Origin of the sequence: Pseudobutyrivibrio sp. UC1225 (genome assembly GCF_900115215.1) — a bacterium.
Classification (GTDB): domain Bacteria; phylum Bacillota; class Clostridia; order Lachnospirales; family Lachnospiraceae; genus Pseudobutyrivibrio.
Genome location: NZ_FOVQ01000001.1, coordinates 226893 through 250801, shown reverse-complemented (window position 1 = coordinate 250801; position 23909 = coordinate 226893). Strand labels below are relative to the sequence as shown.

General features: G+C 37.1%; 21 protein-coding genes. 18 read left to right on the top strand and 3 right to left on the bottom strand.

The annotated features are described in order from the left end of the window. The first annotated feature begins 12 nt into the window (after positions 1-12). The 3 genes from der to BMZ41_RS01215 all read left to right on the top strand — a co-directional run bounded on the left by der (position 13) and on the right by BMZ41_RS01215 (position 3137). On the top strand, positions 13-1338 hold the full coding sequence (der, locus tag BMZ41_RS01225; RefSeq protein ID WP_090526478.1) for a ribosome biogenesis GTPase Der: 1326 nt from the start codon (positions 13-15) through the stop codon (positions 1336-1338). After that, positions 1338-1988: a glycerol-3-phosphate acyltransferase gene (locus tag BMZ41_RS01220; protein WP_242870607.1), complete on the top strand. Its 651-nt coding sequence runs from the start codon at positions 1338-1340 to the stop codon at positions 1986-1988. Before der ends, BMZ41_RS01220 begins: the two co-directional genes overlap by 1 nt. Before the next feature lie 141 nt (positions 1989-2129). Next, entirely contained in the window at positions 2130-3137 is a 1008-nt protein-coding gene (locus BMZ41_RS01215; RefSeq protein WP_090526476.1) for an NAD(P)H-dependent glycerol-3-phosphate dehydrogenase, read from the top strand. A gap of 68 nt (positions 3138-3205) precedes the next feature. On the opposite strand, the gene BMZ41_RS01210 is transcribed toward BMZ41_RS01215, so the two are convergent. After that, on the bottom strand, positions 3206-4186 hold the full coding sequence (locus BMZ41_RS01210; RefSeq protein WP_090526474.1) for a LacI family DNA-binding transcriptional regulator: 981 nt from the start codon (positions 4184-4186) through the stop codon (positions 3206-3208). A 269-nt stretch (positions 4187-4455) separates the two neighbouring features. Here BMZ41_RS01210 and BMZ41_RS01205 point away from each other — a divergent pair, with 269 nt between their 5' ends. Both BMZ41_RS01205 and BMZ41_RS01200 read left to right on the top strand, forming a co-directional pair. Then, positions 4456-6321: a PTS sucrose transporter subunit IIABC gene (locus tag BMZ41_RS01205; RefSeq protein WP_090526472.1), complete on the top strand. Its 1866-nt coding sequence runs from the start codon at positions 4456-4458 to the stop codon at positions 6319-6321. A gap of 14 nt (positions 6322-6335) precedes the next feature. Further along, entirely contained in the window at positions 6336-7727 is a 1392-nt protein-coding gene (locus BMZ41_RS01200) for a glycoside hydrolase family 32 protein (RefSeq protein ID WP_090526470.1), read from the top strand. Between the two features lie 66 nt (positions 7728-7793). Here BMZ41_RS01200 and BMZ41_RS01195 read toward each other — a convergent pair whose 3' ends face one another. Next, a complete protein-coding gene (locus tag BMZ41_RS01195; RefSeq protein WP_090526467.1) occupies positions 7794-8864 on the bottom strand; it encodes a metallophosphoesterase in 1071 nt (356 codons plus the stop codon). Between the two features lie 171 nt (positions 8865-9035). On the opposite strand from BMZ41_RS01195, the gene BMZ41_RS01190 reads away from it, so the two are divergent. After that, the gene (locus BMZ41_RS01190; protein WP_090526465.1) at positions 9036-9572 is read left to right on the top strand and encodes a flavodoxin domain-containing protein; all 537 of its coding nucleotides are present in this window, start codon (positions 9036-9038) and stop codon (positions 9570-9572) included. A 34-nt stretch (positions 9573-9606) separates the two neighbouring features. After that, positions 9607-10500 carry a hypothetical protein gene (locus BMZ41_RS01185; RefSeq protein WP_090526463.1) on the top strand — a complete coding sequence of 298 codons (894 nt, stop codon included), beginning with the start codon at positions 9607-9609 and terminating at the stop codon, positions 10498-10500. A gap of 6 nt (positions 10501-10506) precedes the next feature. On the opposite strand, the gene BMZ41_RS01180 is transcribed toward BMZ41_RS01185, so the two are convergent. Beyond that, positions 10507-11496, bottom strand: a complete 990-nt coding sequence (locus BMZ41_RS01180; RefSeq protein WP_090526460.1) for an acyltransferase family protein — start codon at positions 11494-11496, stop codon at positions 10507-10509. 72 nt (positions 11497-11568) lie between these two features. Here BMZ41_RS01180 and BMZ41_RS01175 point away from each other — a divergent pair, with 72 nt between their 5' ends. The 11 genes from BMZ41_RS01175 to BMZ41_RS01125 all read left to right on the top strand — a co-directional run bounded on the left by BMZ41_RS01175 (position 11569) and on the right by BMZ41_RS01125 (position 23764). After that, complete coding sequence (locus BMZ41_RS01175) at positions 11569-12387, top strand: MBL fold metallo-hydrolase (RefSeq protein WP_090526458.1); 819 nt, start codon at positions 11569-11571, stop codon at positions 12385-12387. Between the two features lie 18 nt (positions 12388-12405). Continuing rightward, positions 12406-13035 carry a lactate utilization protein gene (locus tag BMZ41_RS01170; RefSeq protein ID WP_090166394.1) on the top strand — a complete coding sequence of 210 codons (630 nt, stop codon included), beginning with the start codon at positions 12406-12408 and terminating at the stop codon, positions 13033-13035. 184 nt (positions 13036-13219) lie between these two features. Next, complete coding sequence (nrdD, locus tag BMZ41_RS01165; protein WP_090526456.1) at positions 13220-15343, top strand: anaerobic ribonucleoside-triphosphate reductase; 2124 nt, start codon at positions 13220-13222, stop codon at positions 15341-15343. A 28-nt stretch (positions 15344-15371) separates the two neighbouring features. After that, positions 15372-15863, top strand: a complete 492-nt coding sequence (nrdG, locus tag BMZ41_RS01160) for an anaerobic ribonucleoside-triphosphate reductase activating protein (protein ID WP_090166398.1) — start codon at positions 15372-15374, stop codon at positions 15861-15863. 21 nt (positions 15864-15884) lie between these two features. After that, complete coding sequence (gene dut, locus BMZ41_RS01155) at positions 15885-16322, top strand: dUTP diphosphatase (protein ID WP_090166400.1); 438 nt, start codon at positions 15885-15887, stop codon at positions 16320-16322. 88 nt (positions 16323-16410) lie between these two features. Continuing rightward, entirely contained in the window at positions 16411-18336 is a 1926-nt protein-coding gene (locus tag BMZ41_RS01150) for a DNA gyrase/topoisomerase IV subunit B (protein WP_090166402.1), read from the top strand. 33 nt (positions 18337-18369) lie between these two features. Next, positions 18370-20610, top strand: coding sequence for a DNA gyrase/topoisomerase IV subunit A (locus BMZ41_RS01145; RefSeq protein WP_090166404.1), 2241 nt, complete (start codon positions 18370-18372; stop codon positions 20608-20610). Next, positions 20607-21260, top strand: coding sequence for an HAD hydrolase-like protein (locus tag BMZ41_RS01140; protein ID WP_090526454.1), 654 nt, complete (start codon positions 20607-20609; stop codon positions 21258-21260). The genes BMZ41_RS01145 and BMZ41_RS01140 overlap by 4 nt, the downstream gene beginning before the upstream one ends. Continuing rightward, entirely contained in the window at positions 21247-21885 is a 639-nt protein-coding gene (locus tag BMZ41_RS01135) for a CPBP family intramembrane glutamic endopeptidase (protein WP_090526452.1), read from the top strand. The genes BMZ41_RS01140 and BMZ41_RS01135 overlap by 14 nt, the downstream gene beginning before the upstream one ends. A 16-nt stretch (positions 21886-21901) precedes the next feature. Further along, the gene (locus BMZ41_RS01130; RefSeq protein WP_090526450.1) at positions 21902-22627 is read left to right on the top strand and encodes a DUF308 domain-containing protein; all 726 of its coding nucleotides are present in this window, start codon (positions 21902-21904) and stop codon (positions 22625-22627) included. Positions 22628-22636: 9 nt separating this feature from the next. Beyond that, the gene (locus BMZ41_RS01125) at positions 22637-23764 is read left to right on the top strand and encodes a DUF2974 domain-containing protein (protein WP_090166412.1); all 1128 of its coding nucleotides are present in this window, start codon (positions 22637-22639) and stop codon (positions 23762-23764) included. The last annotated feature ends 145 nt before the right edge of the window (positions 23765-23909 follow it).

Here is a 23909-nt window from a genome sequence, read left to right as displayed (position 1 = left end):
AAGAGGTAATATATGTCAAGACCAGTAGTAGCTATTGTAGGTCGTCCAAATGTTGGAAAATCTACTTTATTTAATGCTCTTGCAGGAGAAAGAATATCTATTGTAAAAGATACTCCTGGTGTTACAAGAGATCGTATATATGCAGATGTTTCATGGCTGAACTATGATTTCACCATGATTGATACAGGTGGTATTGAGCCAGATTCAAAGGATATTATTCTTTCACAGATGCGTGAGCAGGCTCAGATTGCCATCGATACAGCTGATGTTATCATTTTCCTTGTTGACGTTAAGCAGGGATTACAGGATAGTGATTCAAAGGTTGCAGATATGCTTAGACGTAGTCATAAGCCAGTTATTCTTGTTGTAAACAAAGTAGATAGCTTTGAGCGTGATATGGCTGATGTTTACGAGTTCTATAATCTTGGAATTGGTGATCCAGTTCCAGTTTCAGCTTCAAGTCGTCTTGGTTTTGGTGATATGCTTGATAAGGTTGTGGAATACTTCCCTGAGCAGACTGGCGAGGAGAAAGAGGATGACACTCCAAAGATTGCCGTTATTGGTAAGCCAAACGTAGGAAAGTCATCACTTATTAATAAGCTTTGTGGTGAGGAGCGAGTTATTGTTTCTGATATTGCAGGTACTACAAGAGATGCTGTGGATACTAGAGTTCGCTACAATCACAAGGATTATATTTTCATTGATACAGCAGGTCTTCGTCGTAAGAGCAAAATCAAAGAAGATCTTGAAAGATATTCCATTGTTCGTGCCGTTGCTTCTGTAGAAAAGGCTGATGTTGTTATTATTATGATTGATGCTACAGAAGGTGTTACAGAGCAGGATGCAAAGATTGCTGGTATTGCTCATGAGCGTGGAAAGGGTATAATTATTTGTGTAAACAAGTGGGATGCCATTGAAAAGAATGATAAGACCATGAAAGAGCACGAGACAAAGATTCGTCAGATTCTTTCATTTATGCCTTATGCATCTATCCTTTTCATTTCTGTAAAGAGCGGACAGCGTCTTGGTAAGATTTACGAGACTATTGATGCTGTTATTGAGAACAATTCAATGCGTATTGCCACTGGTGTACTTAATGAAATTGTTAGTGAGGCAGTTGCTCTTCAGCAGCCACCTACAGATAAGGGTAAGAGACTTAAGATTTTCTATACAACTCAGGTTGCTGTTAAGCCACCAACTTTCGTTATTTTCGTAAATGAGAAGTACCTGATGCACTTCTCATATGTACGATACCTTGAGAACCGAATCAGAGATGCATTTGGCTTCGAAGGAACATCTCTGAAATTTATAATTAGAGAGAGAAAGGAAAACGAATAATGATTATTGGGAGAATTATTGCTGTATTAATTGGTTACTGCTTTGGCATGATTTTGATGGGGTATTTTATTGGAAAGTCAAAGCACATTGATCTTACAAAAGTAGGCAGCGGTAATGTAGGGTCTACAAACACAATGCGTAATCTTGGAGTTCCTGCCGGTCTTATTACTTTACTTTGGGACTGTTTTAAATGTGTAGTTGCATGTTTTGTTGTTTGGCTTACTTATCACAGATTTTTTGATGATGTAAGCATCTACATGGTTTATGCAGGCCTTGGTACAGTTTTAGGACATGATTTTCCTTGTTACATGCATTTTAAGGGCGGTAAGGGTGTAGCTTCTACACTCGGATTTATCATTGCCTTATTCCCTATGGGACTTCCAATTCCAGCGTGTATTTTCATTGCTCTTGTGGCACTTACACGCTACGTATCACTTGGCTCAATTATTGGATGTTTATCCTTTGCAGTTGAAATGCTTGTTGGAGCTTATTTCGGATTAGTACCATTTAAAGGATCAGAGCTTGTAGAAGTACTTGTAATTTGTTGCTTCGTTTCAGGTCTCGCAATCGTGCTTCACCACGCCAACATCAAGCGTTTAATTAATGGAAATGAAAATAAGTTCTCTTTTCATCCAGAGACAAGAGCGTGAGTATTACATCATAAAATGAAAATAACAAGCTAGTAGTAAACAAGCTCTAAGGTTATTGAACGAAACATGTTAGTTGAGTGAAATAACACTTAGGCTTGTTTGCGTAACTAGCGTAAGACTTTGATAGACTAGAGGTATTTTATGGCTAGAATTAGTGTTTTAGGTGCAGGCAGCTGGGGCATTGCCCTGGCTGTTATGCTTAATAAGAATGGACATGAGGTAAAGGTTTGGTCGCATAGACAGTCTCAGGTAGACCAGATGAATGACACTCATACCAGCGATAAGATTAAGGGAGTAAAGCTTCCTGAATCTATGATTTTTACAGCAGATATTGAGGATGCTGCAAAGACAGCTGATGTAGTTCTTATGGCAGTTCCTTCAAAGGCAACCAGAGAGACGGCTGAAAAAATCAAACCATATGTTAATGATAATCAGATATTTATTACTGTAACAAAGGGTATCGAAGAGGAGACACTTTACACTCAGACAGAAATTTTAGAGGATGTCTTAGGATGCGAAAAACGTATATGCGTATTATCTGGCCCAAGCCATGCAGAGGAAGTAGTAGTTTTTAAACCTACTCTTGTTGTTGCAGGCTCTACTGACAGACAGACTTCTCTTTTTGTTCAGAATCTTTTCATGAATAAATACTTTAGAGTATATTCCTCACCAGATGTAAAGGGTATCGAGGTTGGTGCAGCTCTTAAGAATGTCATTGCACTTGCTGCTGGTATGTCTGATGGACTAGGCTTTGGTGATAATGCAAAAGCAGCACTTATTACACGTGGTATCAAGGAGATATCCGCACTTGCTGTAGCTATGGGCGGACAGGCTGAGACTTTGGCCGGTCTTACTGGTGTTGGTGATCTTATTGTAACTTGCTCATCAATGCATTCTCGAAATAGAATGGCAGGCTTTTATATTGGACAGGGAATGTCTAAGGATGATGCAATGGAAAAGGTTGCAATGGTTGTAGAAGGCGTTTATTCTGCAAAGGCAGCAAAGAAGCTTGCTGAAAAATATAATATAGAAATGCCAATCGTTGATGTCGTTAATGCTGTTTTATTTGATGGAATGGCTGCGAAGGATGCAGTTTATGAATTAATGACACGTTCAAAGAAGGACGAAACTTCAGATATGGAATGGTAAGAAAAAAGGTAACTAACGTCATCAAGTTGGTTACCTTTTTTTATTTTCTTTAAATATGTAATTACTTGTTAAACAGATTGATTTTCTATTATTTCAAAGCCTAATTTCATAGCTTTATCAGGAATATCAGGTTTGTTTATTTTATTTAGTAAGAAGGTGGCACCTTCAATTCCGCATTCTCTGTAATAGAAATGTACTGTAGTGAGACTAGGAGAAAGGATGGAAGATGGCTTGCTTTCCCCAAAGCCGGCAACAGCAATTTCGCCAGGAATCTTTATTTTATTTTCGTTTAGGTATTTGATAGCACCTAAAGCTATAGTATCTGTAGCGCACAAAATAGCATCAATATTTTTATTCTGGCAAAGTAGAGCCTTAGCATTTTCATAGCCATTATCCATGTAGAATGAGCCGGTCTTGATGAGCTTGGCAGGAAGCTTGATATTGTGTTTTTCCAGGGCATCAAGAAAGCCTTTCCTTCTATTTACACCTACAGCAATATCTTTTTCAGTAACACCAATGTAGCCAATATTTTTATGACCTTTATTTATGATGTAATCTGCTAATTCGTATGCTGCTGTGTAATCATCATGGAATATACAGGTGGAAATATCAGTCTGTTGTCCTAAGACTACATATGGGATTGTAAGGTCTTTTAGGGCTTTTTTATGCTTAGGTGTAAGTGTAGTTCCAAGGAGGATGATGCCATCAACAATGTTCTGTTTGAATGTATTAATAAATTCTATTTCCTTTTCATCATGGTTATCTGTGTTGGCCAAAAGCATTTTATAGTCCTTTTCATTAAGGACCTCGCCAATACCAGCCACAACCTGTGAAATGGAATCCGAATCAATCTTAGGGATAATAACCCCGATAATCTTGGTTTTCTTGGTTCTGAGAGTTTGAGCCTGGGTAGATGGAATATATCCAGTCTCATCTATTACTTTAGCGATTGCCTGGCGCTTTTCCTCACTTAGGTATCCATTGTTTAGGTATCTGGAAACTGTTGCTGGGGATACGCCTGCAAGTTTTGCTATTTGATTAATATTCATGGGTTTCTCCTAAAATATTATTGAAATCGTTTTCACTAATATTATATTTGTTAGACAGGTCTAAATCAATTTTTGTAAGGATAATTAGGCTTTTATAGATTATTTTGTGAAAAACATATAAAAAATATGTGAAATCGTTATCACACATTACTAATAGGAATTTTGCCTTACTAGTTATATAATGTCACCAAGATGTGAAATCGATTTCATAAGTGATATTAATCGATTTTATCGTATATTCATTAAAGGAAAAACAGAAAGGGAAAAACATGGATTACAGATCGTGTGCAAGCCAGATCTACGAACAGATTGGCGGAAAAGATAATTTAATCTCAGCTGCACATTGTGCAACTAGACTTAGATTAGTAATTGCTGACAACAGCAAGGTTAATGTACCAGCATTAGAGGAGATAGATGGAGTTAAGGGTGTATTTGATGCATCAGGTCAGCTTCAGCTTATCATCGGTACAGGTACAGTTAATAAGGTATATGACGAGTTTATTGATATAGCCGGTATCGAGGCATCTACAAAGGAAGAGCTTAAGCAGGTTGCTGCAAGCAAGGCACCATGGTGGAAGCGAGCTATCAAGACTCTTGGCGATATCTTTATCCCAATTATTCCAGCTATTGTTGCAACTGGACTTTTAAACGGTTTACTTGGTGGCCTTGTGCAGATTTGGCCATCAATGGCAGATTCATATTTCTATAATCTTGTAAATATGTTCTCAAATACTGCACTTACATTCTTACCAATCCTTATAGCTATTTCAGCAGCTAAGATTTTTGGTGGAAATATCTATCTTGGCGCAGTAATTGGTATGATTATGATTCATCCTAGTCTTGTTAATGCTTGGACAGTAGCAAGCGGTGCTGAGACAACTACACTTTGGTCTTGGTTTGGTGCTTGGAACATTGCAAATGTTGGTTATCAGGGACACGTTATTCCTATCATTCTTTCTGTTTGGTTAATGTGTACTATCGAAAAGAAATTACATAAGATTGTTCCAGAAATGTTTGATCTTTTTGTAACACCACTTTGTTCAGTACTTATTGCAGGTTTCATCGCTATGACATTCGTTGGACCTATTTTTGCTCAGATTGAGACATGGGTTCTTTCAGGAGCTAAGGCACTTATCACTATTCCATTTGGTGTTGGTGCATTCCTTATGGGTGGTTTTTATGCTCCAACAGTACTTGCTGGTGCTCACCACATGTACAATGCAATCGAGATGATGATGCTTTCTGATAATGGTATGAATATCTGGATGCCTATCGCTACAGCAGCTAATGTAGCACAGGGTGCAGCTGCTCTTGCAGTATCATTAAAGACTAAAAACAATAAGACAAAGGCTATGGCCCTTCCAGCTTCACTTTCAGCTTTCATGGGTATTACAGAACCAGCTATCTTCGGTGTTAATATTCGTTACGGAAAGCCATTTATCGCAGGTATGATTGGTGGTGCCGCAGGTGCTTGTGTAGCATCTATCATGGGTGTTTATGCTACAGCAAACGGTATTACAGGTTTATTTGGACTTCTTATCGTAACTGATTGTTTACCAGGATATTTACTTACATTTGCAGTTGCATCTGTTGTAGCTTTTGCAGCATCTTGGATTCTTTATAATGATGAGGAGAAGACTCCTTCTGTTGTTGTTGAGACAAAGTCTGAAGTAAATGTAGATGCAGATTCAGTATATGCTCCTCTTAAGGGAGAGATTATTCCTCTTACAGAGGCTCCTGATAAGGTATTCGCAAGCGAGGCACTTGGAAAGGGCGTTGCAATTAATCCAGCAGAGGGTAAGGTTGTTGCTCCTTTCAATGGAACTGTTGCTATGCTTTATGATACAAAGCATGCTATTGGTCTTGTAAGTGATGATGGCATTGAGGTTCTTATTCACATCGGTCTTGATACCGTTAAATTAAATGGAGAACACTTTAAAGCACACGTTGCTCAGGGTGACAAGGTTGCTTGTGGACAGACTCTTGTAACATTTGATATGGATGCTATTACAAAGGCTGGTTACCCACTTGTTACACCAGTTATTGTTTCTAACACACAGAAGTTTGCTGAGGTTAGTACAATCAAGACAGGTAACACTGATTTCAGTGAGAAGGTTTTAAAAGTAACAAAATAAAAGGTGTTTATTAGATGAGTATAAAAGAAAAAAAGTATTTAACTCCTAGATTTCATCTTTTTCCTATTTCAGGCTGGCTTAATGACCCTAATGGTCTTTGCCAGCTTGATGGTGTACATCACATATTTTTCCAGTATTCACCAGATGATCCTAAGGGCGGTGAAAAGGACTGGGGGCATTACTCCACAAAGGATTTCATTAATTATGAGTTCACAGGAGTATTCATGAAGCCTGATAGGCCTGAGGATGCAAGTGGTGTTTATTCAGGATGCGCTTACGTGGAAGATAATAAAATGTATATTTATTACACAGGTAACGTTAAGCATCCAGGAGATTATGACTATATCCTTGAAGGAAGAGAGAGTAATACCATTTTAGTAACTAGCGAGGACGGAATAGATGCTAGCGAAAAAAGAGTATTACTGAGAAGTGAGGATTATCCAGATAATCTTACTCTTCATGTTCGAGACCCTAAGGTTTGGTATCAGGATGACTATTACTACATGACTCTTGGGGCAAGAAAAAAGAGTGATGAAGGATGCGTTATTTTATTTAAATCCAAGGATAAGATTAATTGGAAATTTAGTCATTTTATAGAGTTTGAAAAATTTGGTTATATGTGGGAATGTCCTGACTTATTTTATGTAGATGGCAAACAGTTCTTGTCAGTATCTCCTCAGGGCTTGGAGGCGAAAGAGTATTCTTTCCAAAATATTTACCAGGCTGGTTATTTTAATGCAAAAAAGGATTTATTGGCTGATGGCAAGGGCTTAGGCGAATTTACAGAATGGGATTATGGTTTTGATTTTTACGCTCCACAGACATATGTAGACGAAAAGAAAAGAACCATCCTAATTGCCTGGATGGGTATGCCTGATGCGGAATATGGTCATGATATTTCAATAGATGATGGATGGCAGCATATGTTGTCATTGCCAAGGGAATTAGTCTATGATAGCAATTCCGGGAAATTGCTTCAGCAGCCTGTTGCTGAAATCATGGATTTAAGAGAAGAAAAAATTGATATCAAAAACATTGCTGACGTTGATTCATATGAATTAAATCTATCAGAGTTTGGACTGGACGATTTTTCTATTCAGTTTAACAAAGGTTTTGATGTTAAATACAATAAGCTTACAAATGACTTGGTATTCTCATTTAGTGATGAGATGCTAGGAAGCAATAGAACTAGCAGAAAGCTTAAGTTAGCTGACGGTGAGAAAATAGAAAACATGAAGATTTATGTAGATACATGTAGTATAGAAATCTTTATTAATGATGGTCTTTATACCTTCACTACAAAATGTTTTAAGCCTAAGGATGCCAAGAATTCAATTACTATAGACGGAAGCATTGATAATATAGAAGCCTATAGTCTTAATGCTTTTAATGTAGTACAAAGATAGTTTATCAATCTATTTTAGTAGGTCTAGGATGACATGTAAAAGAGATGGGAAAAATATTCCCATCTCTTATTTTATATTTATTATTACGTATTCAGACCTAACACCAGTCTTAAATTTTAGAGCCCAATCCGATATACCAGAGGTAACGATAAAATCAGTATTGTTAATATTCGTATATCCGTAGGTGAAATCATTGGCACCAACAAGCACTCCAATATGACGTATTGGAATCATCTGGCCTCCATGAGTATGTCCCGAGACAACTAAATCTGCTTTAGAGTTGGATTCTGCATTATAATCATTTGGTTCATGATCCATAACAATTATGTATTTATCATCGGGGATGTCTAGAAGTAAATCAGCAATTGTCTTTCTGATATCTCCATTAACATTTTTATCTAACCTTCCAACAAGATAAAAGTTATTATCTATAAGCTCATACTGGTCTGCTAATATGTGAATTCCATTTTCTAATAGACTTTTTTCTAAATCTTCTGCAGAAAAATCTCTATGATTAAAATAGCCTTCATCGTGATTGCCATAGGAATACCAGACTCCGTATTTAAGGTTCATTTCACCTAAAGCCTTGCAAGCTTTTTCCATATCAAGCCTTTTTGTGCCATCATCTACAAAATCTCCAGCTATTAAAAGAATATCCGGATTTTGATTCTCTATAGTCTTTAAGTGTTTGGCAAAGCCATCGCCATCAAAGATGGTGCCAATATGAGAATCTGCAATCATAGCGACTGTTATAGGCTCAATATTTTTAGTAGTAGATAGATTATAGTCTTTCTCCACAACAGAAACGCAAAGATAGTAGCCTGTTCCAAGATACAGGATAGAAGTAAATATAGCTAGCCATCCCTGCCAATGAATTGAAGTCGGCAGGTTATATTTTAGCTTTAGTATTTTAACTAGTATTCCAAAAATCAGGAAGAATAGCGTAGTATAAATGCTTATTGTAAGAGCATTAATCCATCCTAACGTGAAGAAAAACAAGAGAAATAATGCTGCGATAATAATAAAAGCAACCAGCTTGTTTTTTATAAATGAAAATTTTGCTATTGAATTAATCATGTAGATGGAGCCTAGAATTGCTCCTAAGGCAGCACCTACAAACATTATTAACCAAATCATATATCTTTCACCTCAAAAGCTAAAAATACCTAGCCACTATAATACTATTAAAATGTGTCAAATTATTTATTGAGAAGACTATTTCCTATAGATTTATTTTCAAAATAAGGTAGAATATTAAACAGTGACATAAATTTGTAGCTTAATTGGGAAAGGTTGGAGGATAAAGTTATGAAAGGTGTAGTAATTTATAAGTCAAAGTATGGTGCTACAAAGCGATATGCTCAGTGGATTGCGGAAGAGACAGGCTTTGATTGTATTGATGTTAAGCATGCAAAGATTGAAGATATAAAAGAGTATGATACAGTAGTTTTTGGTGGAGGTCTTTATGCTCAGGGAATTGCAGGATTGTCTTTTCTAAAGAAGCATATTGATGCACTCAAGGATAAGCAGTTATATGTCTTCTGCGATGGTGCATCACCTATTGAAGAAGGTGCTATTAGCTTCATCTTTGATCATAATATGAAGGATTATTTGAAGATGCTTCCGTTTTTCTATTTCCGTGGAGGATGGGATATGGATAATATGTCCTTTATGGATAGAAATCTTTGTAAAATGCTTCAAAAGTCTGTAGCAAAGAAAGATCCAAAGGATTATGAGGTTTGGGAAAAAGCTTTGATGGAAGCTGGTACCGATAAACATGACTGGACTGACAAATCTTATATTAAACCACTTATTGAGGCTATTAATACAAGTTGTGTTTCCTAGAAAAATATTATGATTGAATAGAGGTAGAGAGATTTTGAAATGTTATTATCACCTTCCGGGGTTGTTTGAGTTTTATGAACTTTATAAAGTCTTTCTTCCTCTTTTTTATAATCATAGAGAATATTTTTATGATTGGTGCGAAATTGGTTCTATCTATGGTGCCCCTGATGATTGTATTTGGGGAGGTGGACGTGTTGGTTTTGGGGATGAAAGTCCAGAAGCAGTAGCTTCACTTATGAAAAAATTTGATATTTCATCACGATTGACCTTTAGCAATTCTCTTTTAAAAGAGGAACATCTTACAGATAGAAAGTGCAACTTGTTATGTAAGTTATTTGAGAATAATGGAACAAAGCAAAATGGCATTATCGTATATTCGGATTTACTGCTTAATTACATAAAGAATAATTATACAAACTATTATTTTGTTTCAAGCACAACAAAGGTTATTACTGATTTCGAAGAGTTTAAGAATGAATTAAATTGCAAAGAGTATTCTTTTGTAGTTCCAGATTTTAGACTTAATAGAGAATTTGACAGCCTTAATTCATTGACACAGGAACAAAAAGATAAAGTGGAATTCTTGTGTAATGAATGTTGTTGGTTCAACTGTTATGATAGAAAAAACTGCTATGAAAATGTTAGTAGAAAAAGTCTTGGTGAAGCCTGTGAGGATCACATATGTGTTTCACCTACTGCATCTAATGGTTATAGATTTTCTGATGCCATGAACAATCCGGGATTCATTGGAAAAGAGGATATATTAAATATCTATATGCCTAGCGGATTCTCGAATTTTAAAATTGAAGGCAGAGGCTTGGGTAGTGCAGTTATACTTGAATTTTTGTTATACTACATGACTAAACCAGAATATCAACTAAAAGTCAGAGAAGAAATATATTTGGATAGCATGCTGGATTTATTTTAATAGGTGCTACCTTTTATAACGTATTTTATTTGTGATATTTGTAACAGCAGATGCTGTTAATATTGTAATAATCAAAGCCATGATATACGTAAATACGATATTAACGATGCCATATCTTTCAATAATTTGAAGCATAACAAAATGATGCACCAAATAAAAAGCGAAAGATAATGAACTGAAGAATTTCAATACTTTAGCAGTTGTTTCACTGTATTTTATTGAAGAAAATAACACATATAAAACATAAAAAATTGCTATTCCAAGAAGATTTTTCCATGGAAGAACGTTCCCTATGAATGGTAGCTTTACAAACAATACTAAAAGAATAACTGCAATGGCAGAAATTATTTTCCACCAAACAGGCTTTAGTATTGTTGGATATTCCTGGAACATCATTCCAATCCAGAAAAGCATAATACCTGTAAAAATACTTGCATCGGCTGGAACAGTTGGCTGTATTCCTCGTATACATTCGGTAAAGTACAGAATCGCAATTACGATTGATGAAATCACAGGATATTTTTTTATAAGAATACGAAGTAGCAAATAAGCTATATATAAGAATATAATCATGGCGGTGAACCATTCACCAACACATGAGTAGGTTGGAACGTAGTAGTACTGAAGATAAGTATCTACTCCAAGAATAGATAAAGCAATTCTCCATATCTCCCCGCCCCATAGGTAATTATTTTTGTTAATACTAGTCAATAAATACACTATGATAAAACTAAGCCAAAGGGATGGATATATAGATAAAAATCGCTTTTTTAAATACGTAGATATATTAGTATTCTTACTTCCCATATGGATTAGATATCCAGAAAGAAGGAAAAAGATGCTGGTACCAACACTTCCCCAACCACCATTTTTATATACGCAAAAAAAGGACTGGCTGGCACCAGCCTCCATACAAAAGTGGTAGTTAAATATCATAAGTATTGCGAGAATACGAATTATATCAAATTGTGATTTACGGTTTGATTTTGTAGTCATTAATTTCACCTCGTATTAGAGGGTACCATATAGTTTATTCATTTGTAAATGAAGGTTTCACGGAGAGATGTTATGGGCGCGAAAATTACGGTTATAGTAGATAATATTTCAAATATGGGACTAGAAGGAGAATGGGGGTTATCTCTTTTGATAGAGTTTTCTGATAAGAAAATTTTACTAGATACAGGGGCTTCAAATTTATATTTGAGTAATCTTAAAAGCCTTGGTTTTGATGTGGCTGATATTGATTATGGGGTTCTTAGTCATGCTCATTATGATCATGGAAATGGAATGCCTTCGTTCTTTAAAAATAATTCCAAGGCAAAATTCTATTTGCGTGAGGAGGCTCTTGAAAATTGCTACCATAAGCGCAAGTTCTTTAGAGTCTATATCGGCATCCCAAAACACGTGCTAAGAGATTATCCTGATAGAATCGAAAAAGTGTCTGGAGACTATAAACTTATGGAGGGAGTCTATCTAATCCCTCATAAGTCTGAAGGATTATCTTTGATAGGAAAAAGAGAAAAAATGTTTATAAAGGCAAACCATAAATGGTTTCCTGATGACTTTGCCCATGAACAAAGTCTTGTTCTAGATACTAAAAAAGGTCTTGTGATTTTAAATTCTTGTTCCCATGGTGGAGTTGAAAATATTATAAATGAAGTGCAATCTACCTTTCCTGAAAAACGTATATACGGATATATAGGTGGCTTACATCTATTTAATAAGAGTGAAGAGGAAATCCTGTCAGTAGCAAATACTTTTAAGGAAAAGAATATTGAATATATATGCACAGGCCACTGCACCAAAAACAGGGCTTATGGAATATTAAAAAGTGAACTGGGAGACAAACTGGAACAACTGAAAGTTGGTCTTGAAATAAATATTTGATGTAGAAGGAGGATAAAAATGGACGCTAATATTATTAAAAGAAATGAATTACTGGCACAGAAGGTTATTAAAGGACTAGAGTCTAGAAACATGAGTGGTTATTATGCTTCAAATAAAGAAGAAGCTTTAAAGAAAGCTTTAGAGCTAATTCCTGAGGGTTCTTCAATTTCTATGGGTGGAGCAATGTCAGCTCATGAAATCGGGCTTGTTGAAGCTTTAAAAGAAGGTGAATATCACTTTATCGATAGAGATGCTGCAACGGATAAAAGAGCAGCAATGCTTTCAACTTACGATGCTGATTATTTCCTCAGTAGTGCCAATGCAATTACAGAAGATGGAGTAATGATTAACATCGATGGTAATGCAAACAGAGTCTCAGCAATTGCCCAGGGACCAAAGCATGTTATTTTCATTGTTGGAATGAATAAGGTGTGTCCAGATGTAGATTCTGCCATAAAGAGGGCAAGAAATGTTGCGGCACCTATTAATGCACAGCGTTTTGGATTATCTACTCCTTGCGCTAAGACAGGTTCTTGTATGGACTGCAAGTCACCAGATACAATTTGTTGTCAGTTCCTTATGACTCGCTATTCTCGTCATGAAGGCCGTATTCACGTGATTCTGGTTAACGACAATCTGGGATTTTAGTGAAATGTGTCTGAATTGTTAAACTTTATTTTGTGTTTTGTGAACCTATTGACTACTAGATAGTGTGGTGGTAGTATAAAACCATCAACACAATATCTAGTAGTTTTTGTTTTGAATCAACTAGATATTGACAGAAAATTCTAAAATTATTAGCAGTTTTTTAATAAATTTCCGGAGGTTAGGTATGAATCGTTTTGTAGTTAAAAAGGATGGTGCACTTGAGCCATTTGATGTACAAAAAGTTGTAGAGGCTGTGGGGAAGTCAGCTACACGCGTTCTTGTAAAATTTACTCCTGAGCAGGAGAAATTTATATGTCAATTTGTTGAGGAGAGAGTGGAGGAGCTTGGCCTTGAGAAGATTGAGATTGCGCAAATGCATAACATTGTTGAGGGTGCTTTGGAGCGTGTTAATCCAATGGTTGCAAAGAGCTACCGCGATTACCGCAACTATAAGCAGGATTTCGTTCAGATGCTTGATGATGTTTATAAGAAGTCTCAGAACATCATGTACATCGGTGACAAGGAGAATTCAAATACTGATTCGGCCCTTGTTTCTACCAAGCGTTCATTGATTTTTAACGAGCTTAATCGTGAGCTTTACAAGAAATTCTTCCTTACAACAGAAGAAGTTCAGGCTATTCGTGATGGCTATATTTACATTCATGATATGAACGCCAGAAGAGACACAATGAACTGTTGTCTTTTTGATGTTAAATCTGTTCTTGAAGGTGGCTTTGAGATGGGTAACATTTTCTATAACGAGCCAAAGAGCCTTGATGTTGCCTTTGATGTTATAGGTGATATTGTTCTTTCAGCTGCCAGCCAACAGTATGGTGGTTTTACTATTCCACAGGCAGATCAGATTCTGGAAAAGTATGCTCAGATTTCTTATGACAAGTATTTAAAGAAATATCTTGATTTAGGAATCGATAAGACAAAAGCAGAAGAAGTTTCCATGGCTGAGGTTCAGCGCGATATGGAGCAGGGCTTCCAGGGATGGGAGTACAAGTTTAATACTGTTGCTTCATCACGTGGCGATTATCCATTTATCACAGTAACAATCGGTCTTGGTACATCCGTATTTGCGAAGATGGCATCAAAAGCATGCCTTAAGGTTCGTTCAATCGGACAGGGTAAGCCTGGCTTTAAAAAGCCGGTACTTTTCCCTAAGGTTGTATTCCTTTATGATGAAAATCTTCACGGACCTGGTGGTGAGCTTGAGGACGTATTCGAAGCTGGTATCGATTGTTCAAGAAAGACCATGTACCCAGATTGGCTTTCTCTTACTGGCGAGGGTTACATTGCCAGCATGTATAAAAAATATGGCAAGGTAATATCACCTATGGGATGTAGAGCCTTCCTTTCGCCTTGGTATGAAAGGGGAGGAATGAAGCCAGCTGATGATGAAGATGAGCCAGTCTTTATTGGTCGTTTCAATATCGGTGCAGTTTCACTTCATCTTCCAATGATTCTTGCAAAGGCACGTCAGGAATCTAAGGATTTCTACGAAGTACTTGATTATTATTTGGAGATGATTAGAAAGCTTCACATTCGTACATATGCTTATCTTGGAGAGATGCGTGCATCTACAAATCCACTTGCATACTGTGAGGGTGGTTTCTACGGTGGACATCTAGGCTTCCATGATAAGATTAAGCCTCTTTTAAAGGCGGCTACAGCTTCCTTTGGTATTACAGCCTTCAATGAGCTTCAGGAGCTTTACAATGGTAAATCTCTTGTTGAGGATGGAGAGTTTGCATTAGAGGTACTCAAGCACATCAATGAAAAGGTTAATCAGTTCAAGGAGGAGGATGGCAATCTTTATGCTATCTATGGTACACCAGCTGAGAATCTTTGCGGACTACAGGTAAAACAGTTCAGAAATAAATATGGAATTATAGAAAACGTATCTGATAGAGAATATGTTTCAAATTCCTTCCATTGCCATGTTACAGAAGATATTACACCTATTGAAAAGCAGGATAAAGAAGGACGCTTCTGGGAGCTTTCAAACGGTGGGAAGATTCAGTATGTTCGTTATCCTATTAACTACAACCGTGAGGCTGTAAAGACACTTGTACGTCGTGCTATGCAGAAGGGCTTCTATGAGGGTGTTAACCTTTCCCTTTCATATTGCGATGATTGCGGACATGAGGAACTTGAGATGGATGTTTGCCCAGTTTGCGGTAGCAAGAATCTCACAAAAATTGACCGAATGAATGGATATTTATCTTACTCACGTGTAAAGGGAGATACACGTCTTAACGAGGCGAAGATGGCGGAAATCGCTGATCGTAAATCTATGTAAGATTTTGTAGACTTGGAGAATAATTGTAATGAATTATCATAATATAACTAAAGATGACATGCTTAATGGCGATGGTCTTAGAGCTGTGCTTTGGGTTTCGGGCTGTGACCATCATTGCAAGGATTGTCAGAATCCTATTACTTGGGACCCAGAAGGTGGACTGAAATTTGATCAGGCTGCCAAAGATGAATTGTTTGAAGTACTGTCCAGAGACTATATTTCCGGAATTACATTCAGCGGAGGTGACCCATTGTATCCAGGAAATCGAAAGGAAGTGACGGAGCTTGCCCGGGAAATTAGGGAGAGGTTTCCCGGCAAGACCGTCTGGCTCTATACTGGATTCACTTACGAGGAAATTAAGTCTTTGGAAATCATGGAATATGTGGATGTTCTTGTTGACGGGGAGTTTGAAATTGATAAGATAGATTTACAGGCAAAATGGCGTGGAAGCATCAATCAGCGGGTTATTGATGTTCCTCAGACTAGAAAGCTAGATCAGATTGTTTTGCATGTAGATTAGACTAAGGGAGATTATTATTTTATGAATATTAATATTACAAAGCTTACCGACTCTGCAAAGCTTCCAGAGAGAGGTTCAGAGTATGCTGCAGGCTATGATTTGTTTGCAGACGTTACAGAGGAGGTAAAGATTGCACCACACGAGACCAAGATGATTGGTACAGGACTTGCAATGGAGATTCCAGTTGGTTATTTTGGCGGTGTTTTTGCACGAAGCGGACTTTCTGCAAAAGAAGGTCTTCGTCCTGCAAACTGTGTAGGTGTAGTTGATTCAGATTACAGGGGAGAAGTTAAGGTTGCTCTTCACAATGATGGAGAGGTTGAGAGGGTTATTACACCAGCAGAAAAGATTGCTCAGCTTGTAGTAGTGCCTTTCCTTTCAGTAGAATTTTCTGAAGTATCAGAGCTTTCAGATACAGCTCGTGGAGCTGGTGGTTTTGGTTCTACCGGAAAACACTAAATTGATATTAACTGGCGCCTGGAAATCCAGACGCCTTTTAGACGTTTTATAGACGTTTATAATTATTTTTTTGAAAGAGAGAATTTTTATGGCAAAAAAAGTTACCTATGATGAAAGCAGTATATCTGTTTTAGAGGGACTTGAGGCTGTTAGAAAGCGTCCGGGTATGTACATCGGTTCTACCTCACGCAAAGGTCTCAATCATCTTATATACGAAATCGTAGACAACTCAGTTGATGAGCATCTTGCAGGAGAGTGTGACACTATTTATGTTACTCTCGAAAAGGATGGCAGCTGTACAGTTGAAGATAATGGTCGTGGTATTCCTGTTGGTATGCACGCTAAGGGTGTTCCAGCAGCACGTCTTGTATTCTCTACACTTCACGCAGGTGGAAAGTTCGATGACAGTGTTTACAAGACCTCGGGCGGTTTGCACGGTGTAGGTTCTTCAGTTGTAAATGCTTTGTCTGAATATATGGTAGTAGATATTTCCCGTGAAGGATTTGTTCACCACGACAGATACGAGAGAGGTGTTCCTACAGAAAAGCTTGTAGACGGACTTCTTCCAAAGGTTTCAAAGACAAACAAGCACGGAACAAAGATCAATTTCCTTCCAGATGCAGAAATATTTGAAAAGACATATTTTAAGGAGGATGAGGTAAAGTCACGTCTTCACGAGACTGCTTATCTTAATCCAGGTCTCACTATCAACTATGCAGATTTACGTGGTGAGACACCAGAATATATTACATATCATGAGCCTGAGGGAATCATGGGATTTGTTAAGGAAATTAACAAATCAGCAGAGACTCTTCACGATGTTGTTTACTTCAAAGGTAAATGCGATGATGTAGAGCTTGAGGTGGCCTTCCAGTACTGCAACGAATTCAAGGAGAATATCCTCGGCTTCTGTAACAACATTTACAACTCTGAGGGTGGTACACACATTACAGGATTTAAAACTGTACTTACTACAGTAATTAATAACTATGCTCGTGAGCTTGGTATTCTCAAAGATAAGGATGCCAACTTTACTGGTGCAGACGTTAGAAATGGTATCACAGCAATTGTCAGTATTAAGCATCCTGATCCACGTTTTGAAGGACAGACTAAGACAAAGCTTGATAACCCAGATGCATCTAAGGCTACTCAGAAAGTATGCCAGGATGAATTCGTTTTATTCTTTGATAGAAACTTAGAGACTTTAAAGGCAATCATTTCCTGTGCAGAGAAGAGTGCCAAGATTCGTAAATCCGAAGAGAAAGCAAAGACTAATCTTCTTACAAAGCAGAAGTTCTCCTTTGATCAGAATGGAAAGCTCGCTAACTGCGAATCCCGTGAAGCAGATAAATGCGAAATCTTTATCGTAGAGGGAGATTCCGCTGGTGGTTCAGCAAAGAAAGCACGTAATCGTATGTATCAGGCAATCATGCCTATCAGAGGTAAGATTCTTAACGTTGAAAAAGCATCAATGGACAAGGTTCTTGCCAATGCGGAAATTAAGACTCTAATTAATGCTTTTGGCTGTGGTTTTTCAGAAGGCTACGGTAATGACTTTGATATTACAAAGCTTCGTTACAACAAAATTGTTATTATGGCAGATGCCGACGTGGATGGTGCTCATATCAGTACACTTCTTCTGACATTCTTCTACAGATTTATGCCAGAGCTTATTAGAGAAGGCCATGTTTATATTGCAATGCCACCTCTTTACAAGGCAATCCCATCAAAGGGAGAAGAGGAATATCTTTATGATGATGTTGCTCTTGAAAAATATCGTAAAAAGATGGAAGGAAAATCCTTTACTCTTCAGCGATACAAGGGTCTTGGTGAGATGGATGCTGAGCAGCTTTGGGAGACTACACTTGATCCAGAACGTCGTAAGCTTAAGCTTGTAGAAATTGAGGACGGTCTTATGGCTTCAGAAGTTACAGAGCTTCTTATGGGTAGTGATGTTGCTCCTCGTAAGCAGTTTATTTATAAGCATGCAAAGGAAGCTGAGCTGGATGTTTAATTCCGGTAATTGATTTGAAAGGATATATTATTAATGGCACAAGAAATTATTAGAACTGAATATTCAGAGATAATGCAAAAATCCTTCATTGACTATTCCATGTCTGTAATACTTGCTCGTGCAGTACCAGATGTTAGAGATGGTCTCAAGCCTGTACAGCGTCGTACACTTTACGATATGTATGAGTTGAAGGTTGATTATAATAAACCCTACAAAAAATCTGCCCGTATCGTTGGTGATACAATGGGTAAATATCATCCACATGGTGATAGCTCCATTTACGAAGCTTTGGTTGTAATGAGCCAGGACTTCAAAAAGAGCCTTCCTCTTGTGGATGGTCATGGTAACTTTGGTTCAATCGAAGGTGATGGAGCCGCTGCCATGCGATACACAGAGGCACGTTTGGCAAAGGTTGCTCAGGAAGTATATCTTGGCGACCTTGATAAAAACGTTGTAGATTTCATTCCTAACTACGATGAGACAGAAAAGGAGCCAGAAGTACTTCCAGTACGTGTTCCAAATCTTCTTATCAATGGTTCAGATGGTATCGCTGTAGGTATGGTTACATCTATCCCTCAACACAATCTTGGTGAGGTTGTTGATGGTGTAATTGCTTACATGAAGAATCCAGATATTAGCACTGCTGAAATGATGGAGATTATTCCAGGTCCAGATTTTCCAACAGGTGGTATCGTTACAAATAAAGATGATTTGCTGGAAATCTATTCTACCGGTGTAGGTAAAATTAAAATTCGTGGAAAAGCCGAAATCGAAAAGATTAAGGGTGGTAAAGAGCAAATTGTTATCACTGAAATCCCTTATCCTATGATTGGCGCTAATATCGGTAAGTTCTTAAATGATATCTGTAGTCTTGTAGAGACAAAAAAGACTAATGATATTGCAGATATTTCAAACCAGTCTAAGGGCGAGCAGATGAGAATCGTTATCGAGCTCAGAAAAGGTGCTGATGCCCAGAATGTACTCAATCTTCTTTATAAGAAGACTCGTCTTGAGGATACCTTTGGTGTAAATATGCTTGCGGTTGCTGATGGTAAGCCTGAGACTCTTGGAATTGTTCCAATTATCAAGCATCACGTTGATTTCCAGTATGAGCTTTGTACTAGAAAGTACACACATCTCCTCGGAAAAGAGCAGGAGAAAAAAGAGATTCAGGAAGGTCTTATAAAGGCATGCGATGTAATCGATTTGATTATCGAGATTCTTCGTGGCTCAAAGGATGTTAAGCAGGCAAAGGCCTGTCTCGTAGATGGAATTACTGCTGGAATCAAGTTTAAGTCACAGAAGTCTAAAGCAGATGCAGAGCAGCTTCATTTCACAGAGAAGCAAGCTCAGGCAATTCTTGATATGAGACTTCATCGCTTAATTGGCTTGGAAATCGAAGCTTTACGTGGCGATTATGCTGAGACAATGGATAAGATTGCCAGATACACAAAGATTCTTGGTTCTCGTGCTGAGATGGCAAAGGTAATCATCAAAGATCTTCAGGCAATCAGAAAAGAATATGCAAAAGATCGTCGTACAGTTATCGATAATGTAGAGGAAGCTGTTGTAGAAGAGAAGCCTATTGAGGTTATCGATGTGGCTGTTCTTATCGACAGATTCGCATATGCCCGTGTGGTAGATATGCCTACCTTTGAAAGAAATAAAGAGGCTGCAGAAATCGAGTCAAAGAAGATTGTATTCTGTAAAAACATAGATAAGATTTGTCTGTTTACAGAAAAGGGAGACATGCATGCAATAAAAGTTTTAAGTCTCCCATTCGGTAAATTTAGAGATAAGGGTCAGCCTATTGATACCGCTGAAAAGGGCTCAAAGATTGACCTTACCAAAGAGAATCTTATATTCGCTGATTCAATGGAAAATATTATTAAGAATAAGCTTATCTTTGGTACAAAGCAGGCAATGATTAAGCTTGTTGATGGTAGCGAATTTGATGTTTCCAGAAAAACAATTGCTGCCACAAAATTAAATGACAAGGATGAAGTAATCTGCGTTAAAATTATTAATCCTGGTGATACAGTTGTTATGCAGTCGGCAAAAGATATGTTCTTAAGAATTGAGGGAGATACAATTCCAGAGAAGAAAAAGACTGCTGCGGGAGTTAGAGGAATTAAGCTTGCAAAGGGTGATGAGCTTACAAATATCTACGTGCTTTCAGAAGGTGATTCACTAGAAGTAAAAGTAAAAGATAAAGCTGTTGCCCTCAACCGACTTCATATAGGAAGCCGTGATACTAAAGGAGTTAAGAAGTGATAAAAAACATTTATTTTGACTTGGATGGTACATTAATCGATTCTGCTCCAAGTATCATAGAAGGTCTTAAAATTACACTTACTAAGTATGGATATGATATCCCAGATTATGCAACACTTCGTAAATGCGTAGGACCTCCTTTTACATATTCGTTTCCTAATTATCTAGGTGTTAGAGATGAGGATTTTAAAGAGGCTGTGGCTACATACAGACATTACTATGATGCTGAAAATGGATGTTTAAATGTTGAGGCCTTTGAAGGTGTGGAGGGTCTGCTTGATGCACTTGTAAAAAGAGGCTACTGTCTATTGGTATGTACCTCTAAGCCTGAACCTACTGCACGAAAGATCCTTGAATATTTAGGAATAGATAAATATTTCACTGATATTTGCGGTTCCACAATGGATGCAAAGATTAATACAAAAGAGCAGGTTATTAATCTTTGTTTCAGCAGATCCCCTTGGCATCAAAAGGAAGAGACTATACTTATTGGAGATACCAAATTTGACGTAGATGGAGCAAAGGCTGCTGGCATTGATTGCATTGGAGTTTCCTGGGGATTTGGTTCTACTGAAGAAATGCTGGAGCATGGCGCTTTAGAGGTCTTTGATTTTCCAAGTGAGGTGTTAGATTACATTGAATCAAATTAAGACTAATCGAGTAATTCAAATAATTTATCCATTGTTGGTATATTTTATTGTCTATCAGCTTGGTAGTTCTTTATTGATGGATTTATATGCTGCAAATATAGGCAGGCTTATGTGCCTGCTTATTGCAGCATTATTTTGTTTGGTACCAATGTGGATAATATATAAGGGCTCCCCTAAGATAATACCTACAAAACTAGATAAAAACGAAATAATTAAAAGCTTAATATGGGTGATTTTTGTAATTGCTGTTGGTGTTTTATCAAATATTGTTCTTACACATAGCGGACTTATACAGCGCTCCACAAATTTTTCAAAGGCAAGTAGTACACTTTCAGATGGTGGATTGTGGCTAAAGCTTATTTGTAATGCTCTTGTAATTCCTATTTTAGAGGAACTATTAATGCGTGGAATTATAGCAGGACAGTTGTGGTTATGGTACGGGCCTATACAAGCTGTTGTTTTATCTACAATTTGTTTTGGAATTATACATAATAATATAGTACAATTCATATATGCAGTGATTGTTGGTATAGCACTTGGAGCCATGTATGTTAAAAACAAAAGACTTTGGATGTGTTTTTTAGCTCATGGCCTAATCAATCTTATTGCAATATTATTTAGCTAACTAGAGGAGGGTAATAATGACTAAGAACAGTGAAGAAATTAATGATTCAAAGGTGGCATTGGTTGCGCACATTGTTGCATCTCTTATTTATCTTGCATTAGGAATATGCCTTTTGGTTTTGGATGCTGAGTTTATTTCCAAAATGGTTTATTCATTTTCCGTTTTAGCAGTAGGCATACTTTTTATTTGTTTTGGAGCATGGTACATGATTAAATTCTTCTTTAATCATGAATTTATAAAAATTTCCAACTATGGATTTACCATGGGAGTTATTTTAGTTATTATTGGCGCTGTTTTTATTTTCCAGGCCAATACTATTTCAACTTTTATTGAAGCATTGGTTTGCTTAATAGGCGTGATTCTAGGAGCAGTAATGCTTCAACAATCTTTTGCTTTATTCCATATTCAAAGAGGGGTTTGGTTCATAAGCCTTATTTTCGGAATAGCAAGTATAGCAGCTAGTATCTATTTCCTTTTTGTTCCACAGAAGTTTTTTGAAAGAAATGTAATTACTTGCTCATATTTGATTGCCGTTGGTGCTTTATCTTTATTCTCATTGCTTCTTATGGCAATTGGATTACATGATCATAAAAAGGATGCTAATCGCAATTACAATCGTAATCTAGAGGATGCTCCAAGTAAGTCATCGCTTGATGATTCGATTTTTGAAGAGGAGCCTCAGGAAGATTACTTTGACGATATTTACACTGACACAAACTCAGACTCATTATTTGAGGAATAATTTATAACTATGGCTAACATTGAAGATTATCTGATTTGGCGAGGCGACGTACCATTTGATATTGACCCATTTAACGAGGTCGACAATGCTGTCTTATGCGAGCTTGTATATACAGCCTTCGATGGTATAGTCCCAGGACCAGGCTTAAAGGAAAAGATTTCAATAGAAGACGCCTGTGACTTATTTTTTGAAAAACATTCTGAAAATGAGCTACTGGCAAGGACTTCCCTTACAAAACGCGCGCCTTTTCTTATAAGAGAAATGGCTCATTCTAAGAGATTTGGCGGTATGAAGCTTTCTGGTTTTGTTAACGAGCTTGATGCTGAAGAGCAAAGTCAGTTTGCTGTATGCACCTTTTACCTGCCAGATGGCACTATCTATGTTGCATTCCGTGGTACCGATGACAGTCTTATTGGATGGAAAGAGGATTTCAATATGTCCTTTTCGCCAGGGACAGGTGGTCAGTTAAAGGCTGTAGAATACTTAAATAAAAATTTTGCCCGAACAATGAAGCAGCTTCGTATAGGAGGTCATTCAAAGGGTGGAAGCTTTGCCTTATATGGTTCAGCATTTTGTAAACCTCACATAAAGGATAATATTATAGAAATTTATAATAACGATGGCCCTGGCTTTATTCCTGAAATTCTTAAAACACCAGAATACAAGTCCGTAATTAAAAGAGTACACAAATATATTCCAAATGAATCTATTATCGGAATGATGATGTACACTAAAGCAAAGATTTCTGTTGTATCCTCTAATACAAAAGGGTTAAGCCAACATGATTTATTTAGTTGGCAGGTGGTTCGTAATAGATTTACAAAGGTAGATTCTGTAGCAAATTCATCAGTTATGATTGATGAAATAATGAAAGAATGGACTAAGAAGTTTGACTACGAAACCAGAGAAGCGTTTGGTGACGTATTCTTTGAGCTTTTATCTAATTCTGGAGCTACGAAAATGTCCCATATTACAGGCAATAAAGTAAAATCTATTGCAATAGTTACTAAGGAAATCCAGGAATTGGATCCAGAAAACCAGGCAATAGTCATAGACGTTCTGAAACATTTGATGGCAGTAGGCGGAGATACCCTTAAAAATACGGTACTTTCCAAGCTTCCAAAAATGCAAAAGTAAGAAAAAACGAGAAAAAAAGAGAAATAAAGAGTTTTTAATAGGATTCTATTGAAATTCTTCCTTCCGATTTAGTTGAAAGTTTTTCAATAGAATCCTATTATACTTTTTGTAGTTAGCACTCGTATACAATGAGTGCTAACAGAAT

Bases quoted from the DNA above. Each gene is read 5' to 3' on its own strand.
- der (WP_090526478.1), top strand. From the start codon at position 13: ATGTCAAGACCAGTAGTAGCTATTGTAGGTCGTCCAAATGTTGGAAAA.
- BMZ41_RS01220 (WP_242870607.1), top strand. From the start codon at position 1,338: ATGATTATTGGGAGAATTATTGCTGTATTAATTGGTTACTGCTTTGGC.
- BMZ41_RS01215 (WP_090526476.1), top strand. From the start codon at position 2,130: ATGGCTAGAATTAGTGTTTTAGGTGCAGGCAGCTGGGGCATTGCCCTG.
- BMZ41_RS01210 (WP_090526474.1), bottom strand. From the start codon at position 4,186: ATGAATATTAATCAAATAGCAAAACTTGCAGGCGTATCCCCAGCAACA.
- BMZ41_RS01205 (WP_090526472.1), top strand. From the start codon at position 4,456: ATGGATTACAGATCGTGTGCAAGCCAGATCTACGAACAGATTGGCGGA.
- BMZ41_RS01200 (WP_090526470.1), top strand. From the start codon at position 6,336: ATGAGTATAAAAGAAAAAAAGTATTTAACTCCTAGATTTCATCTTTTT.
- BMZ41_RS01195 (WP_090526467.1), bottom strand. From the start codon at position 8,864: ATGATTTGGTTAATAATGTTTGTAGGTGCTGCCTTAGGAGCAATTCTA.
- BMZ41_RS01190 (WP_090526465.1), top strand. From the start codon at position 9,036: ATGAAAGGTGTAGTAATTTATAAGTCAAAGTATGGTGCTACAAAGCGA.
- BMZ41_RS01180 (WP_090526460.1), bottom strand. From the start codon at position 11,496: ATGACTACAAAATCAAACCGTAAATCACAATTTGATATAATTCGTATT.
- BMZ41_RS01175 (WP_090526458.1), top strand. From the start codon at position 11,569: ATGGGCGCGAAAATTACGGTTATAGTAGATAATATTTCAAATATGGGA.
- BMZ41_RS01170 (WP_090166394.1), top strand. From the start codon at position 12,406: ATGGACGCTAATATTATTAAAAGAAATGAATTACTGGCACAGAAGGTT.
- nrdD (WP_090526456.1), top strand. From the start codon at position 13,220: ATGAATCGTTTTGTAGTTAAAAAGGATGGTGCACTTGAGCCATTTGAT.
- nrdG (WP_090166398.1), top strand. From the start codon at position 15,372: ATGAATTATCATAATATAACTAAAGATGACATGCTTAATGGCGATGGT.
- dut (WP_090166400.1), top strand. From the start codon at position 15,885: ATGAATATTAATATTACAAAGCTTACCGACTCTGCAAAGCTTCCAGAG.
- BMZ41_RS01150 (WP_090166402.1), top strand. From the start codon at position 16,411: ATGGCAAAAAAAGTTACCTATGATGAAAGCAGTATATCTGTTTTAGAG.
- BMZ41_RS01145 (WP_090166404.1), top strand. From the start codon at position 18,370: ATGGCACAAGAAATTATTAGAACTGAATATTCAGAGATAATGCAAAAA.
- BMZ41_RS01130 (WP_090526450.1), top strand. From the start codon at position 21,902: ATGACTAAGAACAGTGAAGAAATTAATGATTCAAAGGTGGCATTGGTT.
- BMZ41_RS01125 (WP_090166412.1), top strand. From the start codon at position 22,637: ATGGCTAACATTGAAGATTATCTGATTTGGCGAGGCGACGTACCATTT.